Here is a 16,206-nt window from a genome sequence, read left to right as displayed (position 1 = left end):
ATAACCAGAAAGGACGAGCTTATGACTCGCAAACCGCTCATTGCCGGTAACTGGAAAATGAACATGGACCACACTGAGGGCGTTACTCTGCTGCAGAAGCTGGCATGGACCCTCGATGACACCAACTTTGACTATGACACTGCAGAAGTAGCTGTTTTCCCTCCCTTCACCGGCATCCGTTCGGTACAGAGCCTGGTAGACGGCGATAAGCTGAACATTGTCTACGGTGGACAGGATCTCTCAGACCAGGATTCCGGTGCCTACACCGGTGACATCTCCGGTGTCTTCCTCAACAAGCTGGGAGCTACCTACGTTCTGGTGGGTCACTCAGAGCGTCGCACCATCCACGGTGAAACTGACGCGGTTTGCGCCGCTAAGGTTCAGGCTGCTTACCGCAACGAGCTGGTACCCGTGCTCTGCGTAGGTGAAGGTTTGGACAAGCGTGAAGCTGGCCAGCACGTTGACTTCACCCTAGAACAGCTTCGCGGCTCTATCGAGGGGCTCACCGCTGAGCAGGCTGAAACCCTGGTTGTTGCTTACGAGCCCGTTTGGGCTATCGGCACGGGCAAGGTTGCTACCGCAGCTGATGCCCAGGAGATGAGCGCAGCAATCCGCGCCGAGCTGACCAAGCTCTATTCAGCAGAGATCGCTGATAAAGTACGCGTCCTCTACGGCGGCTCAGTCAAGGCTGCTTCAGCTCCCGAAATTATGGGTGAGCAGGACGTTGACGGTGTGCTGGTGGGTGGCGCATCGCTTGATCCCACCGAATTCGCTAACATTGCACGTTTTAACGCGTAAGTAGCTCTGAGCGAGGACGCCGAACCGTGCCGTTTCTGCCCCCTTGGCAGCTGGCGCGGTTCGGCGTCCTCTCCGTGTTTCACTCAGACTTACCGCTAAGGGTGAACGCACCCTCCCGTGTAAAAGGTGCGTTTGGCGTAGTATGCGCGTATAGTTTTTGTGGATGCCAATAATAGGCTCCAAGATTTTTTGAAGTGAAAGGTTCTGCGTGGAAACTCTTAAGATTACTCTGATGGTCGTTATCGCAATTCTGAGCGTTATGACCATCCTGCTGGTTCTGCTGAACCGCGGTAAGGGTGGCGGTCTTTCTGATATGTTCGGTGGCGGTATGACTACCTCCCTTAACTCTTCGGGTATGGCGTCTAAGAACCTTATCCGCATGACGGTCGTCATTATTCTGCTGTGGGTTTTCGCTATTATCGGTTACGCTCTGGTACTTCGTTTTGAAACCACCGCGCTACTATAAAACCTGTTTTCTTTAAACATTTAGCCCCCGGCTCTCACAGGAGCCGGGGGCTAAATGTTTAAAGGTCTAAGACGAGATGGCGTCTTGGGTTGCTAGAACCAAAGTTTCGAGCATACCTCGAGCGCCTGCCGCCGGAGTTTCTTGCAGAATCTCTGCGGTAAGCTCAGTTTCAGCCAGCTGGCTAGCTTTCAGTAGACGGGCTGTCGCTTCGGCTTTATCAGACCCCGCAATCAAAAACCAGATACGCTCTGAGAAGTTGATGACTGGCAAGGTAAGGGTCACCCTGGTGGGCGGGGGCTTGGGGGAATCCTGAATCGCAAGAGTTACCTGCTGAGCTTCCAGAATCTCGGTGCGGCCCGGGAAAAGAGACGCGATATGCCCATCAGGGCCCATGCCCAATAGGGTGAGACTGAAACGGGGGGACGCCTCGCCGTGCGGAGCAAACCGAGCTAACTCGTGAGCGTAGGCTCCTGCAGCTGCTTCAGCGGTCTCGAATACATCGCTGGCACCTATAATATGCAGGTTTTCAGCAGGTAGATCGAGTGCTTCTAAAAGAGCATCCTTGGCCTGCTGCTCATTGCGATCTTCGTGTTCGGTGGTAACGAAACGCTCATCTGACCACCAGAAGTGCACCTTTGACCAGTCAACAGTGCTACGCAGAGGGTTCTCGGCAATGTTGGCTAGTACAGCAATCCCCATGGTGCCCCCGGTGACCGAAAGGTGGGCTAGGCCCTGTTCTGCCACGGCGGTTGAAAGGACGTTGATGATGCGGCTGCCACCGGCAAGAGCCAGTTGGCCTTTATCGGCATGGGGAACAAGAATGGGGTTAGGCATCAAAAACCTCCGTGTAATCAGCAGATTTTTCAGGTGTCAGTTGGTCATCGTGTTCAATGACCATTCTTTCGTTGTAGACACAGCTGCGTAGTACCTCACCATAGACCTCATCGGGGTCCAGGCGTCGCAGCTCCTCAGCTAGGCAGTCCGCGAGGGAGCGTACCGGCAAGGAAATCTGCTGGTCAGGAGAGCCAGGGGAAGAGATGGTGGCAATTTTCTTGCCCGGTCGGTGAATGGTCACCGTCCCATCTTCTCGCTCCAGCTCGACCCGGAAGAGTCCGCGGTCAGCAGCTGTAGTCTTCAGGTGAACGTCCGCATCGAGGCGGCTACCTAACCAGCCTCCCAGCAGCACCACTGACGGTGATTTAGCTGAACCCCAGACGGTCACCTTTTTAACTGGTGACGGCTGCAACTGATCGAAAACAGCGGCAATCTGGATGCGCCAGAGCGTCAGTCTAATCCATGCCAAGTCAGTATCGCCATCGGCATAACAACTTGAAAGCGCTTCAAGCGCGCTCTCAGGGTCATAGGACCGGGCAGAGTCGGTAATGCGACGCTGAGCAATACGGCCAATGGAATGTTCAGCGGGGTTCTGTGGGACTGAGTGGGGCCACCAGACCACGATGGGGGAGTCAGGTAGGAGCAAGCCCGAAATCAACGATTCGGTAGGTACAGATGCGCTCCCGTAACCTCTCAGAATAACAAGTTCAGCGGCACCGGCGTCGCCACCCAAGTAAAGGCGGGCATCGAGGCGGTCCTCATGATCTTCTCCGTAACCCACGTGCACAATGATACGGCTGGGGTGTTCGTAGGAAGCCTTGAGAGCGGCTTCAACTGCTAGTTTAGAATGGCCCTTATCGGCAAGGATAACCAGAGTGAGCACACGGCTCGTAGTGGTTGCTCCTTCCTCATTACGGAGGTCAGAGAGTTCCTTGGCGATTTGGCCAACTGTGGTGTCTTTAATGTTCTTGATCACGGGCGTCTCCAGGCGCGGTTGTCACGTTTGAGCATTTCGTGGGCTGAGGTGGGGCCCCAGGAACCTGGAGCGTAGCCTTCGGGCTTAATCTTGTGTTCTGCCCAGTATTCCTCGAAGGGGTCTAAAATCTTCCAGGACAGCTCTACTTCTTCGTGGCGGGGGAAGAGCGGCGGCTCGCCTAGTAGGACGTCCAAGATGAGGCGCTCGTAGGCTTCAGGGGACTCCTCGGTGAAGGAATGGCTGTAGCCAAAGTCCATATTGACATCGCGAATACCCATCTGAGTGCCGGGCACCTTGGATGAGAAGCGCAGGGTCATACCTTCATCGGGCTGAACCCTAATGACGATGGCGTTCTGCCCTGAATCATCAGAGGCACCGCCAAAGAGCAGGTTGGGTGACTTCTTGAAAACTACCGCGATTTCGGTCACGCGGCGCCCCAGGCGCTTACCGGCGCGTAGGTAGAAGGGCACACCGTTCCAACGGCGGGTTTTAATATTGAGCTTGAGAGCAGCAAAAGTTTCGGTACGGGAATCTGCGGGGATATCGTTCTCTTCGAAGAAGCTGTTAACTTCTTCGCCGCCCTGGTTACCCCCTTCATACTGACCGATGGCGAAGGCACTGGCTATATCATCTGGCACTTCGACTGCTTCAAGTACTTTAGCTTTCTCAGCGCGCAGGTGCTCAGCGTTGAAGCTAATGGGCTCTTCCATCGCGGTGAGAGCCAATAACTGGAGTAAGTGGTTCTGAATGATATCGCGTGCTGCGCCAACACCGTCGTAGTATCCGGCTCGGGTACCGATACCGATATCCTCGGCCATGGTGATTTGAACGTGGTCCACGTTGTTGGCATTCCAGACCGGTTCGAACATTTGATTAGCAAAGCGCATGGCAAGAATGTTCTGCACGGTTTCTTTGCCCAAGTAGTGATCGATTCGGAAGACTGAATCGGCGGGAAAGACACGCTCCACAATCGCATTCAGCTCACGGGCAGATTCCAAGTTATGGCCGAAGGGTTTCTCAATGACAACACGGCGCCAGCCTTCGTGCTGGTTGTGGTTGGCTAAATCGTGGTCGGCAAGTTTCTGCAGAACCTGGTCAAAATCCTTAGGGGGGATAGAGAGGTAGAAGGCATGGTTACCTCGGGTGCCTCGTGTTTCATCGAGCTCGCTCAGGGTCTCCTTGAGCTTCTCGAATGAATCATTGGAGTCAAAAGTTCCGGTAACAAAGCGGATCCCTGCGGAAAACTGGGTCCAGACGTCCTCACGGAAGGGGGTGCGGGCGTGAGCTTCGACGTGCGTCCGTACCTCTGCGCGGAAATCTTCATGGCTCCATTCGCGCCGCCCGAAGCCCACCAGACCAAAGCTGGGAGGTAGGAGCCCACGGTTAACCAGGTCATAGACAGCTGGTAGGAGCTTCTTGCGTGCCAAATCACCGGTGACGCCGAAGAAGACCAGAGAGCTGGGGCCTGCAATGCGGGTAAGCCTGCGATCACGTGGATCGCGTAGCGGGTTTGATTCGAAGGTTTGTGACACCGTCGTGAATCCTTTGGGTTGTTATTGATGAAGGCGGCGGCAGGGGGGACCTACCGCCGCCACAGGCCACCAGGGTATGTGACCATTTTGCCGTTAGTTCTTGAGAGCACCTTCAACGGTTGCCAGAAGCTCCCGCCAAGAAACCTCGAACTTTTCTACACCTTCAGCTTCTAGCTTCTCTACAACGTCGTTGTAAGAGACGCCTAGGGCTTCAAGCGCGTTGAGAATCTCATTGGATTCTTCGTAGGTGCCTTTGATGGCATCGCCGGTGATTTCTGCATGGTCGAAGGTCGCATTGAGGGTCGCTTCGGGCATAGTGTTGACGGTACCGGGGGCAGCGATTTCGGTGACGTAGAGGGTGTCAGGGTAAGCGGGGTTCTTGACGCCGGTTGATGCCCAGAGGGGACGCTGGCGGTTGGCGCCAGCAGCTTCAAGGCGGGCCCAGCGCTCAGATTCGAAAGCCTGCTCGTAGACCTCAAAGGCCAGTCGGGCGTTGGCTACGCCGGCTTTACCCTTGAGTGCCAGCGCTTCCTCGGTGCCGATGGCATCCAGACGGCTGTCAATTTCAGCGTCTACACGGGAGACGAAGAAGGAAGCTACGGAGTGAATCTTTGAAAGGTCCTTGCCCTTAGCCAGCGCTTCTTCAAGACCGAGCATGTAGGCGTTGATGACGGCGCGGTAGCGCTCCAGCGAGAAGATGAGGGTGACGTTGACGGAAATACCCTCAGCCAGAGCCTGAGCGATTGGCTTAAGGCCCTCAAGGGTGGCGGGAATCTTAATCATGACGTTTTCGCGGTCAACGATTGAGTAGAGCTCCTTAGCCTGAGCAAGGGTCTCTTCAGCATTGCGGGCTAGTAGAGGGCTGACCTCAATGGAAACGCGGCCGTCAAAGCCCTGGCTAGCGCTGTAGATTGGGGCGAAGACATCGCAGGCGTCTCGGACGTCGTCAATCATGGCAGCGAAACCTGCGTTTTCAGGGGTTTCACCGGCTGCTGCTAGCTGCTTCATCTGTTCAGCGTAAGCGGCACCGTTGGAGAGTGCGGAGGCAAAGATGCTGGGGTTGGTGGTGACGCCAACAACATTCTTGGTGTCAATGAGTTCCTGGAGGTTGCCACTGGTGAGGCGCTCACGCGAGAGGTCATCGAGCCAGATGGAAACGCCGGCGTCAGAAAGCTTCTGGGTAGGGGTTGTCATTCTTTCCCTTTCAATAGGGCCACCGAACACGGTGCTACGGTGGCAAAAGTTCTGGTGAAGACCGTGTCTGCTACCGGGCTTCCAGTAGCAGACACAGCTAGGTTTTAGCGGGTAGCTTCGATGGATTCCTGAGCAGCATGAGCTACAGCTTCAGCAGTAATGCCAAACTGCTGGTAAAGCTCTTCAGCCGATGCAGAAGCGCCGTAGTGTTCTAGTGAAACAGCGCGGCCGGCATCGCCCAGCAGATCGTTCCAGGTCATGCGTAGACCGGCTTCTACGGTAACGCGTGCTTTGATAGCTGAAGGGATCACGGATTCACGGTATTCAGCGCTTTCAGCGGCAAACCACTCGCGAGAGGGCATGGATACCACGCGAGCAGCGATACCCTGCTCAGCCAGCTTGGCGCGGCCATCCAATGCAATTTCTACCTCTGAGCCGGTGGCGATGATGATGACATCGGGAGTGCCTTCGGTGTCAGCCAGCACGTAACCGCCGCGGGCGGCGCCCTCGGCTGAAGCGAATTTCTCGCCGTCTGCATCGGGGTGCAGATCCTCACGCGCAATGGTGGTTAGGTTCTGGCGTGAGAGCACCAGGCCGGCGGGGTGATCCTTGATTTCCAGAATCTTGCGCCAGGCAACAGCGGTTTCGTTGGCGTCAGCAGGTCGCACGACGTCCAGGCCGGGGATAGCGCGCATAGCGGTGAGGTGCTCTACAGGCTGGTGGGTGGGGCCGTCTTCGCCCAGACCGATGGAGTCATGGGTCCAGACAAAGATGTTGGGCACCCCCATAAGCGCTGCCAGGCGGACGGCGGGGCGCTGGTAGTCGGTGAAGACAAAGAAGGTGCCTGAGAAGGGGCGGGTGGGCGATGAGAGCGCGATGCCGTTGGTAATGGCTGCTGCTGCATGCTCACGGATGCCGAAGTGCAGTACACGACCGTAGGGGTGAGCCGTCCAGGTCTTGGTGGTACGTGATTCGGGGTTGAAGGACTTCTCGGTATCGATGGTGGTGTTATTTGAACCGGCCAGGTCAGCTGAGCCGCCCCAGAGCTCGGGGAAAGTCGATGCAATCGCATTGATGACCTTACCGGAGGCAGCACGGGTAGCCAGGGAAGTGCCAGCTTCGAAGGTGGGGAAGGCATCTGCATAGTTTTCGGGGAGTTCACCAGCTTCAAGGCGGTCAAAGAGCTGGGCTGCGTCAGGGTTAGCAGCTCGCCAGGTCTTCAGTGAAGCTTCCCATTTTTTACGCTCTGCTGCCCCGCGGTCAATCAGAGCGCGGGTGTGTTCAAGAACTTCAGGTTCAACTACAAAGTGAGCTTCGGGATCGAAGCCCAGAATTTCCTTGGTGGCTGCAACTTCATCGGCACCCAGCTTGGAGCCGTGAATGCCACCGGTGTTTTGCTTGGTGGGGGCGGGGTAGCCAATGATGGTGCGCAGCTCAATGAAAGAGGGTTTATCGGTGACTTTGGTGGCGGCAACGATAGAGTCGTAGAGAGCCTCAAGGTCTTCCTTGTACTCACCGCTGACGGTCCAGTCCACCTTGGTGACATCCCAGCCGTAAGCTTCGTAGCGGGCTGCGACGTCCTCGGTGAAGGCAACATCGGTGTTGTCTTCAATCGAGATATGGTTACGGTCAAAGATGACAACCAGGTTGCCCAACTGCTGGTGCCCTGCGAGGGCAGAGGCTTCAGCGGTCACGCCCTCCTGAATGTCACCTTCAGAAGCAATGGCAAAGATGGTGTGGTCAAAGGGAGAAGTGCCAGCAGGTGCTTGGGGGTCAAACAGACCGCGCATACGACGCTGGGCGTAAGCAAAACCGACTGCGGACGCTAGGCCCTGGCCGAGAGGTCCAGTGGTGATTTCAACGCCCTTAGTGTGGCCGTACTCGGGGTGCCCTGCGGTCAAAGCGCGTGCGGTGCGAAGACTCTTGAGGTCCTCAAGCTCCAGGCCGAAACCGCCCAAGAAAAGCTGGTTGTAGAGCGTTAAAGACGTATGTCCAGGTGAGAGGATAAAGCGGTCACGGCCGGCCCAGCGATCATCGGTGGGATCGTGGCGCATGATTTTCTGGAAGAGCATGTAGGCCACAGGTGCTAGGCTCATAGCAGTGCCGGGGTGGCCCGAGCCAACCTTCTCGACGGCATCGGCTGCTAGTACGCGCGCAGTATCAACTGCCCGCTGATCTTTTTCGGTCCACTCAAGCTTCTGATTAAGGTTGGGCACGAGTAATCCTCTCTGCTCTGGCATCCTGCCAGAAATATGCGGATAGTTCTTTGGACACCGAGAACACAGGGAGGCAGAAGTTTGCCGAGGTGAAACCTGTGGAAAGTGACCCAGTTCTTAACAATAGTTCACCATGGCAAGCGGTGCTCGGTTTTGTCTGATAGCTGAGAGATATGGGTAACGAGAAGAATTGGTATTAGGTCTCAAAGGTAAGTCGTTATACGATATAAGTTGACCGAAAGTCCCCTTGTGCACCCAATTATTGCACTGGCAAAGGGTGAGCGTGATGACCGCCACACTTGTAATCTCACCGGTTGATACGGGAAATTCTTGCTCAGCATTTCAACCAGTCAGGCAACGCTTCACAACTCTTGTCACAGCATCATTTAGCGCCTGGGGTACCGCACACCATCTGTAAGGGAACCTGCATACGTGAAGGGCCATGGCATGAAGAGCGTGATTGATCGCCAAGAACATCGCGGGCTGTTGCCTGAATCGACGGGAGCTGCAGGCAAAATTTCCCTGCGACGTAAAATCAGGGCTTATATCCATCTGACGAAACCTCAAATTATTGAGCTTCTGCTGGTGACGACTGCGCCCACCATGATTTTTGCTGCCGGTGGGTTCCCCAACTTCTGGCTGGTGCTCAACACCATGATTGGTGGTTCGCTGGCAGCTGGCGCTTCGTGTGCCTTTAACTGCTACATCGACCGCGAAGCTGACCGCAAAATGAAGCGCACCGAGAAGCGCCCCTTGGTGACCGGTGAACTGACGGACCGCGAGGCCCTTGTCTTTTCGTGGATTCTATCGCTGGTCTCCATCGTTTACCTTTACTTCCTCGTCAACCCCCTAGCGGCGGGGCTGGGTGTCGTTGCAATCTTCCTTTATGTTGTCTTCTACTCGCTGTGGCTCAAAAAGCGTACCAAGCAGAACATTGTCTGGGGAGGCTTGGCTGGCTGTATGCCGGTCTTTATCGCCTGGGCTGCCGTCGAGAACACCATCTCCTGGGCTGCTGTTGTGCTCTTTATGGTGATTTTCCTATGGACCCCTCCTCACTACTGGCCGCTGTCGATGAAGTATGCAGAGGACTACCGTGCTGCAGGCATCCCCATGCTGGGTGCTACTGACTCTGCCAAGAGCGTCTCGGTGCAGGTAGTTCTCTACGGCTGGGCAATGGTGGCCTGCTCTCTGCTTCTCATCCCACTCGGTGGTGCTGGTTGGGTATACACTCTCACTGCTTGTGCAAGTGGCGCCTGGTTCCTTTATCACTGCCATAAGTTGCACCGCCTTGCTCTTGCCCAGAAGGCAACCAGCCGCACAGCTATGGTGGTTTTCCACGGCTCAATTACCTATCTCACCGTTCTGTTCATCGCTCTTGCGGTTGATCCCTTTGTCGGCTCAGCAGTGTTGGCACCCATCTTTTAGATCTTCATATGTAAAAAGCCCTCGGCTTCCTTTGATGGGAAACCGAGGGCTTTTTCTGTGCGGGTTTTGCAGCTTTAGCGCTGGATACGTTGCAGGGCAAGCTCTCGCTGCTTGGGGTTAGTGAGGGTGAGCTGCCGTTCGATCAGTGAGCCGGCAGCCAGGGTGAAGACACCTGAACCGAGCAGGTGCAGTTCCACCAGCCAAATAGGCAGACCGTTGAAGTACTGCGTATACCCGACGATTGCCTGGTAGGCCAAGACCACCAGGACGAAGAGCAGGGACCTCAACAAGATTTTAGGTAGAGCATATCGTTTAACGGTTACGAAAACAGCAAGGACGCTGGCGCAGTAGATCCACACCGTCATGCCGTGGGTGCGGGTGATCAGAACAGGGTCAAAAGCATGACGGTGGGTGTTGGCATCGCCCGCATGGGGGCCGGTGCCGGTGGTGACGGTGCCCATGAAGATGAGGATAAAGACCAGGATGACGCCCAGCCAGCCCAGAGCGCGCAGGAGCGAGGTACCTGCCGGCAGGTCAGCTGAGGTGAGCTCCTCTGCCCTGTAGGTGCCACTGAAGTAGCGGTAGACGCGGTTCACATAGATAGCTGCGATAGCGATCATGAGGGCAGAAAGCATGTAGTGCGCGGTAATCATCCAGGGGTTGAGTTTGAGCCAGACTGATATGCCACCTACAACTGCCTGTAGTGGGATGCCCCAGAGTAAGAGGAGAGTCAGGTTGTAGAGGTCAGAGTAACGGTTGTTATGAGCTCGTAGGCCTGTAAAGAGTGTGCGGATGAAGGCACTGGGCGCGATCCGTTGCGGAAAGACGATTCGGAGAATTGAGAGAAAGGCAAGGATGGTGACGGCCATCAGTACAAAGGTCAGCAGACGGTTGCCGAATTCAACCAAACCGTGCACGCCCATCTCGGGGGTGGTAGTCCATGACCCGTCAGAGGTACAACGCGGCCAGGCATCGCAGCCCAGCCCAGAGCCGGTGAGGCGCACAATACCACCGGAGACAATGAGGAAGATATTTGCAATGGCTACGGCCCAGGCCATTTTTTTGACCCAGGAGGTGTAACGATGGGGTACCAGTTTCTCGCCGATAGTAGGGCGGGTGTCGGGTTCTACCCCGGTGGTGTTAGTCATGAACGTGCGACCTTCACAGTTGTTAGGCGGACCATTTGAAGAAGCGAACGCACAGAGCGCTAAAGACTAGCGCGCTGAGCAGAAGGATGAGGTGGGGGATGAGAAAAAAATCTTGGTAAATGTAGTCCCCGCGGAGGGCGTTACCCAGAGCGGCTGATGGCAGTGCATCTACGAGTGGTGCAATGGCGGCAGGATATCGGTCGGTTGGCAGGAGGATGCCACCGAGCGCCGCCAGAAGAACCCATGCCATATTGACGATGGCCAGGGTGGCTTCAGCCCTTACCGTTCCGGCAATGAACAGCCCCAATGAGGTGAAGCAGGCTGCCCCTAACAAAAGCGTAGGTAAAGAGAGCAGGACTCCGGGCACTGTGGCTGTCCACCCCAGAAGCTGGCCCAGTGCTCCAATCACAAAATACTGAAGCGCCAGCATGGTCAACACCGCACAAACTTTGCCGAGAATCAGGCCGCTTTTGCCGAGGGGGGTGGTAGAGATGAACCGGAGGACGCCATAGCGCCGGTCAAAACCGGTGGCAATCCCCTGACCTGATAGGGCAGTTGAGAGGACGCACAAAGCGAGGACGCCGGGGACGGCTACGTCAATGCGGGAGATACCGTAACGCTCTGCCCAGGGGTCCAGGAAAGCAGTGTAATTGAGCGCCAAGAGGCCCATGATGGGGAAGGCGAGGTTGACCATGAGCTGCTCGCCGTTTTTGAGCATGGCGAGGGTCTCGTAGCGGCCTTGAGCCAGCACGCGGGCGACGGGTGAGGCGGCATTGTGAGTTCGGGTCTGTGTCATCGGATCTCGTTACCGGATAGTTCGAGGAAGATATCTTCAAGGGTGCGCGGTGCCAGCGTGAATTCAGTGGGGATTGCCCCGAGTTTCTGCCAGTAGTTGGTGAGAGCCACCAAATGGTGAGGCTTGATATCCCCGCTGATCTCGTAGCGGCCCGCTGCTTTTTCAAGCAGGACCAGGCCATCACTTTGGGCCTGGGGGAGGAAGTCTACCAACTGAAGACCTGTTCCACCGGTAAAGGTTAGGGTTTGTTGATTCTTCCCGCCGGCGGCAAGCACCTCTGCCATGCTCCCTGACAGAACCACCGTGCCTCGCTTAATCATAAAAACCCGGTCCGCAATTCTTTGGGCGTCATCGAGCAGGTGGGTGGTGAGTGCAATCGCAACCCCTGCGTCCCGAAGCTCACTGATGATGTCAAAAACGACGGAACGCGACTGAGGATCAAGCCCCGCGGTGGGCTCATCGAGAAAAAGAAGTTCTGGTTGACCGATGATGGCAGCAGCAAGTGCTACTCGCTGTTTCTGGCCGCCTGAAAGCCGGCGTACCGTAGTTCCGTTGAAGGTGTCAATGCCCAGTCTCTTTACGAGGGCATCGAGATCAAGAGGCTGGGCGTACATGCGAGCGATGTGGCGCAGTAAGGGTATGGGGCGCATGTGCTGAGGTAGGCCGCCGTCCTGCAGCATAATCCCAACGCGTGAGCGTAGTTCTGGCGACGCACCCCAAGGTGAGCTGCCGAGAAGTTCTACACTGCCACCATCGGGTTTGAGTAGACCCTGGGCGCAGGCTAGGGTGGTGGTTTTCCCAGCACCGTTGGCCCCCAGTAGAACAGTGACTTCGCCGCGGTTAATGGTGAGATTTACTCCGTCAACGGCTCTGTGCAAGCCATCTTCAGTAAGACGGTGCGGGTTTTTAGCGGCAAATTCTTTGGAGGGCTTGAACTCCTTCACCAGAGAATTAATCAGCAAGGCAGGGCCGGGCGCACTGGCGCGCGCAGAATTCTGATGAGATAGTACCGGGATAGTCACCAGACCATTCTAGTCTTTTCTGCTCGTCCATGCTGTCAGATGACGGAGGGAAGGGGTATAGGTTTTAAACCCTCTTTCTCCAGGATAATTATGAGTAATTCATAAAATGTGACTGGAAAGACCTTAGAAATAGGTTCGCCTAACTAGACCGCACAGGGGGAATTAGGACATACTTTACTTGTGTATTCCGCAGATAAAGCTCGCAAGCCGACAGTAACAGCAGCGCGCCCTGCAGAAACAGAGGAAAGAACACGAGACCGTGTTCTACAAGGAGTTCTCACCCACGGCCCTGTTTCTGCAGCCAACCTGGGTGAACTCCTGAACCTGACCCCGGCAGCGGTCAGGCGGCACCTCGACGCTCTTGAAAAAGACCGCCTCATTGAGGTCGCCACCCACCGGCAGCCAGGTGCAGGTGCCGGACGTCCAGCTCGACGCTACGTCATTGCCCCCAGAGGGCACTCAGAGCTGGGCAACGACTACCTTGATATAGCCCGCTCAGCTCTCACTATGTTGCAAGAGGCGGTAGGGGACGACGCTCTTCGGTCCTTCGCCACTGCGCGGGCAGCAGAAATGGAAGCCCGCTACCGCCCCATCGTTGAGGCGGCTGGCTCAGAGATTGCCGACCGGGCCAAGGCTCTAGCAGAAGCCATGACCCGCGACGGATTCGTGGCCAGCGCTAATGTGATGAGCCCTCCAACCTCTGCGGCTGCCCGCCTCCCTGAGCACCTACTGGCCAGTATTCAGCTTTGCCAAGGTCACTGCCCTGTGCGGGATCTAGCTCAGGACTTCACAGTCTTCTGCGATCAGGAAACACAGATTATCGCTGATCTGTTAGGGGTGGATGTACGCAGACTATCCACCATGGCTCAGGGCGCCCACGTCTGCACCACCCACATCCCCCTGGGCAGGGTGGAGCTACCAGAACCAAGCGTCCTACCAACACCAAAGACACAGGACCAGACGGGCACCTAAGCCAGCACCACAGACTTCCGCCCACTGGCCGGGTAAACCGGCCGGAGGACGATAGACACCTTTCACGCATACCTCGTGAAAGCAAACCCACCAAGAAAGGCCGTAATGACTAATCAGGTTGAGCAGAACGCCAACAACACCGTCATTTCCGAAATTCTGGAGGCAAACCCCGAGCTCGAAGGCATCGGTACCTACGAGTACGGCTGGTTTGACTCCGATGAGGCAGGCCAGTCCGCGAAGCGCGGCCTGGATGAGGACGTCGTGCGCGACATCTCTGCCAAGAAGAGCGAGCCCCAGTGGATGCTGGACCTTCGCCTCAAGGCGCTGAAGTTCTTCGACCGCAAGCCCATGCCCACCTGGGGTGCTGACCTATCGGGTATCGACTTCGATAACATCAAGTACTTCGTGCGTTCAACCGAGGGCCAGGCTAAGACATGGGATGACCTGCCCGAGGATATCCGCACTACCTACGAGAAGCTGGGTATTCCAGAAGCGGAACGCGAGCGCCTGGTCGCAGGTGTTGCTGCCCAGTACGAGTCTGAGGTTGTCTACCACCAGATCCGCGAAGACCTCGAAGCTCAGGGCGTGATCTTCCTAGACACCGACACCGCCCTTAAAGAGCACCCGGAGTTCTTCGAAGAGTACTTTGGCTCCGTGATACCCGCCGGCGATAACAAGTTTGCTGCGCTGAACACCGCTGTATGGTCAGGTGGATCGTTCGTTTACGTCCCGCCGGGCGTCCACGTTGATATTCCCTTGCAGGCTTACTTCCGCATTAATACCGAGAACATGGGCCAGTTTGAGCGTACCCTCATCATTGCTGATGAAGGCTCTTACGTTCACTACATTGAAGGCTGCACCGCCCCCATCTACTCATCGGACTCCCTGCACTCAGCAGTTGTTGAAATCGTAGTCAAGAAGAACGCCCGCGTTCGCTACACCACGATCCAGAACTGGTCCAACAACGTCTACAACCTGGTCACCAAGCGCACCATCGTGCACGAAGGTGGCACCATGGAATGGGTCGATGGGAACATCGGCTCTAAGGTTACCCAGAAGTACCCCGCTGTCTACATGGTCGGTGAGCACGCTAAGGGCGAGACCCTCTCCATCGCTTTCGCAGGTGAAGGTCAGCACCAGGACACCGGCTCAAAGATGGTTCACATTGCCCCGAACACCTCCTCGACCATTGTGTCTAAGTCGGTGGCACGTAACGGTGGACGCAGCGCCTACCGCGGTCTGGTCCAGGTGCGCGAAGGCGCCCACCACGCCAAGAGCTCAGTCGTTTGTGACGCCCTGTTGGTAGACACCATCTCGCGCTCAGATACCTACCCCTATGTAGATATCCGTGAAGACGATGTCACCATGGGCCACGAGGCAACCGTTTCACGCGTGTCAGAAGAGCAGCTCTTCTACCTTCAGCAGCGCGGTCTGCCTGAGGACGAGGCGATGGCTATGATTGTGCGCGGTTTTGTGGAGCCCATCGCGCGTGAACTGCCCATGGAATACGCACTTGAACTGAACCGCCTGATTGAACTCCAGATGGAAGGATCCGTAGGCTAAATGATGGCTAACGAAGAAAACCAGGGGCACAACAACCCCGCGATTCCCGGTATGGATGTTGAAGGCGAGAAGCTCGCTTCAGAGCTCACCGCTGATGACACCATCCGCGTCTCAAAGCACAACACCGACAAGGCTGAGATTGACGGCTCACGCGCTGAGCGCAAGACCTCATACAAGGTTGAAGATTTCGCGCCGCTGACCGGCCGTGAAGAAGATTGGCGCTTTACCCCGCTTAAGCGTCTTGCTGGTTTGCACACTGACGCTCTGACCGGAACCGCCCCCGTCATCGAGGTTGAAGCCCCCGCCGGTGTAACCGTGGAAACTGTTGGTCGTGAGGATTCACGTATCGGCTCAGCCGGTGTTCCCGAGGATCGTGTAGCAGCTAACGCGTGGAGCAACTTCTCAGAGGCTACCGTCATTACGGTACCTGCTGAAGCTGAGCTTGAAGGTCACATTGAGGTTGCTATCAAGGGCACCGAAATGGCACCAGCTGCCCAGCACATCCTGGTAGAAACCAAGCCTTTCTCGAAGGCTGTGGTCGTACTGCGCCACACCGGTTCAGCCGTGGTGTCCCAGAACGTTGAGTTCAAGGTAGGTGACTCATCATCGCTGACCGTTATCACCCTGCAGCAGTGGGAGGATGACGCCGTCCATGCGTCCGCTCAATACGCTGCTTTGGGCCGCGATGCCAAGTTCAAGCATGTGAACATCTCTATGGGCGGCAAGACCGTGCGCGTCACCCCTTCCACACGTTTCAGCGCGCCCGGTGCTGAAACTGAGATGTACGGCCTCTACTTCGTAGACGCCGGCCAGCACATTGAAAACCGTCTCTTTGTGGCGCACACCGTGCCCAACTGCAAGTCCCGCGTGACCTACAAGGGTGCTCTGCAGGGTCGAGGTGCCCACGCTGTATGGGTTGGCGATGTTCTGATTGGTAAGGAAGCTGAAGGCACCGACACCTACGAACTTAACCGCAACCTCATCCTTGAGGACGGCCCCCGTGCGGACTCCGTGCCCAACCTGGAAATCGAAACCGGCCTGATCGCTGGAGCCGGTCACGCTTCAACCACCGGGCAGCTTGATGAGGACCACCTGTGGTACCTGCAGGCACGCGGTATCCCAGCTGAAGAAGCTCGCCGCCTGGTGGTCCGCGGTTTCCTCAACGAAATCATCCAGCAGATTGGCATCGATTCGCTCGAAGAGCAGCTCATGGACGCTCTTGAAGCCGAACTCGCCATCAGCAACAACTAATCTTTTACCCTCT

Annotated in this window: 14 protein-coding genes; 6 read left to right on the top strand and 8 right to left on the bottom strand. The window is 56.3% G+C overall.

What is annotated here, in order from left to right; all coding sequences use genetic code 11:
• Positions 1-21 precede the first annotated feature (21 nt).
• On the top strand, positions 22-798 hold the full coding sequence (gene tpiA / locus ABD982_RS05595; protein ID WP_345445430.1) for a triose-phosphate isomerase: 777 nt from the start codon (positions 22-24) through the stop codon (positions 796-798).
• Between the two features lie 208 nt (positions 799-1,006).
• Complete coding sequence (gene secG / locus ABD982_RS05590) at positions 1,007-1,264, top strand: preprotein translocase subunit SecG (RefSeq protein ID WP_251379965.1); 258 nt, start codon at positions 1,007-1,009, stop codon at positions 1,262-1,264.
• 66 nt (positions 1,265-1,330) lie between these two features.
• On the opposite strand, the gene pgl is transcribed toward secG, so the two are convergent.
• The 5 genes from pgl to tkt all read right to left on the bottom strand — a co-directional run bounded on the left by pgl (position 1,331) and on the right by tkt (position 8,040).
• A complete protein-coding gene (gene pgl, locus ABD982_RS05585; RefSeq protein ID WP_345445427.1) occupies positions 1,331-2,098 on the bottom strand; it encodes a 6-phosphogluconolactonase in 768 nt (255 codons plus the stop codon).
• Positions 2,091-3,074, bottom strand: a complete 984-nt coding sequence (locus tag ABD982_RS05580) for a glucose-6-phosphate dehydrogenase assembly protein OpcA (RefSeq protein ID WP_345445425.1) — start codon at positions 3,072-3,074, stop codon at positions 2,091-2,093. The genes pgl and ABD982_RS05580 overlap by 8 nt, the downstream gene beginning before the upstream one ends.
• Positions 3,071-4,606, bottom strand: coding sequence for a glucose-6-phosphate dehydrogenase (gene zwf, locus ABD982_RS05575; protein ID WP_345445423.1), 1,536 nt, complete (start codon positions 4,604-4,606; stop codon positions 3,071-3,073). Before zwf ends, ABD982_RS05580 begins: the two co-directional genes overlap by 4 nt.
• Positions 4,607-4,699: 93 nt before the next feature.
• Positions 4,700-5,800 carry a transaldolase gene (gene tal / locus ABD982_RS05570; protein ID WP_345445421.1) on the bottom strand — a complete coding sequence of 367 codons (1,101 nt, stop codon included), beginning with the start codon at positions 5,798-5,800 and terminating at the stop codon, positions 4,700-4,702.
• A 104-nt stretch (positions 5,801-5,904) separates the two neighbouring features.
• The gene (gene tkt, locus ABD982_RS05565) at positions 5,905-8,040 is read right to left on the bottom strand and encodes a transketolase (RefSeq protein ID WP_425570017.1); all 2,136 of its coding nucleotides are present in this window, start codon (positions 8,038-8,040) and stop codon (positions 5,905-5,907) included.
• A gap of 423 nt (positions 8,041-8,463) precedes the next feature.
• Between tkt and ABD982_RS05560 the strand changes: the two genes are divergently transcribed.
• Positions 8,464-9,441 carry a heme o synthase gene (locus ABD982_RS05560; protein ID WP_251379971.1) on the top strand — a complete coding sequence of 326 codons (978 nt, stop codon included), beginning with the start codon at positions 8,464-8,466 and terminating at the stop codon, positions 9,439-9,441.
• Between the two features lie 74 nt (positions 9,442-9,515).
• On the opposite strand, the gene ABD982_RS05555 is transcribed toward ABD982_RS05560, so the two are convergent.
• Genes ABD982_RS05555 through ABD982_RS05545 form a run of 3 tightly spaced genes read right to left on the bottom strand, consistent with a single transcriptional unit; the run spans position 9,516 to position 12,407 of the window.
• Positions 9,516-10,589, bottom strand: coding sequence for a COX15/CtaA family protein (locus ABD982_RS05555; RefSeq protein WP_345445417.1), 1,074 nt, complete (start codon positions 10,587-10,589; stop codon positions 9,516-9,518).
• Positions 10,590-10,611: 22 nt separating this feature from the next.
• Positions 10,612-11,385 carry an ABC transporter permease gene (locus ABD982_RS05550; protein ID WP_345445415.1) on the bottom strand — a complete coding sequence of 258 codons (774 nt, stop codon included), beginning with the start codon at positions 11,383-11,385 and terminating at the stop codon, positions 10,612-10,614.
• Positions 11,382-12,407 carry an ABC transporter ATP-binding protein gene (locus ABD982_RS05545; protein WP_345445413.1) on the bottom strand — a complete coding sequence of 342 codons (1,026 nt, stop codon included), beginning with the start codon at positions 12,405-12,407 and terminating at the stop codon, positions 11,382-11,384. Before ABD982_RS05545 ends, ABD982_RS05550 begins: the two co-directional genes overlap by 4 nt.
• A gap of 180 nt (positions 12,408-12,587) precedes the next feature.
• Here ABD982_RS05545 and ABD982_RS05540 point away from each other — a divergent pair, with 180 nt between their 5' ends.
• The 3 genes from ABD982_RS05540 (at position 12,588) to sufD (ending at position 16,193) form a co-directional block, all read left to right on the top strand.
• Positions 12,588-13,379 carry a helix-turn-helix transcriptional regulator gene (locus tag ABD982_RS05540; RefSeq protein ID WP_345445411.1) on the top strand — a complete coding sequence of 264 codons (792 nt, stop codon included), beginning with the start codon at positions 12,588-12,590 and terminating at the stop codon, positions 13,377-13,379.
• A 105-nt stretch (positions 13,380-13,484) separates the two neighbouring features.
• Positions 13,485-14,942 (top strand): Fe-S cluster assembly protein SufB, encoded by a 1,458-nt coding sequence (sufB, locus tag ABD982_RS05535; protein ID WP_251379976.1) that lies wholly within the window; start codon positions 13,485-13,487, stop codon positions 14,940-14,942.
• Complete coding sequence (sufD, locus tag ABD982_RS05530; RefSeq protein ID WP_345445409.1) at positions 14,943-16,193, top strand: Fe-S cluster assembly protein SufD; 1,251 nt, start codon at positions 14,943-14,945, stop codon at positions 16,191-16,193.
• Positions 16,194-16,206 lie beyond the last annotated feature (13 nt).

Source organism: Rothia endophytica (genome assembly GCF_039543885.1).
In the GTDB taxonomy this organism is placed as follows: domain Bacteria; phylum Actinomycetota; class Actinomycetes; order Actinomycetales; family Micrococcaceae; genus Rothia; species Rothia endophytica.
Note: the sequence above shows the minus strand (reverse complement) of the source record. Positions and strands in the feature narration are given on the sequence as shown.

What these genes read in the sequence shown, in the direction of transcription:
- ABD982_RS05555 (WP_345445417.1), bottom strand. Translation starts at nt 10,589, where the DNA reads ATGACTAACACCACCGGGGTAGAACCCGACACCCGCCCTACTATCGGC.
- tpiA (WP_345445430.1), top strand. Translation starts at nt 22, where the DNA reads ATGACTCGCAAACCGCTCATTGCCGGTAACTGGAAAATGAACATGGAC.
- ABD982_RS05550 (WP_345445415.1), bottom strand. Translation starts at nt 11,385, where the DNA reads ATGACACAGACCCGAACTCACAATGCCGCCTCACCCGTCGCCCGCGTG.
- ABD982_RS05560 (WP_251379971.1), top strand. Translation starts at nt 8,464, where the DNA reads ATGAAGAGCGTGATTGATCGCCAAGAACATCGCGGGCTGTTGCCTGAA.
- tal (WP_345445421.1), bottom strand. Translation starts at nt 5,800, where the DNA reads ATGACAACCCCTACCCAGAAGCTTTCTGACGCCGGCGTTTCCATCTGG.
- tkt (WP_425570017.1), bottom strand. Translation starts at nt 8,040, where the DNA reads ATGCCAGAGCAGAGAGGATTACTCGTGCCCAACCTTAATCAGAAGCTT.
- sufD (WP_345445409.1), top strand. Translation starts at nt 14,943, where the DNA reads ATGATGGCTAACGAAGAAAACCAGGGGCACAACAACCCCGCGATTCCC.
- sufB (WP_251379976.1), top strand. Translation starts at nt 13,485, where the DNA reads ATGACTAATCAGGTTGAGCAGAACGCCAACAACACCGTCATTTCCGAA.
- pgl (WP_345445427.1), bottom strand. Translation starts at nt 2,098, where the DNA reads ATGCCTAACCCCATTCTTGTTCCCCATGCCGATAAAGGCCAACTGGCT.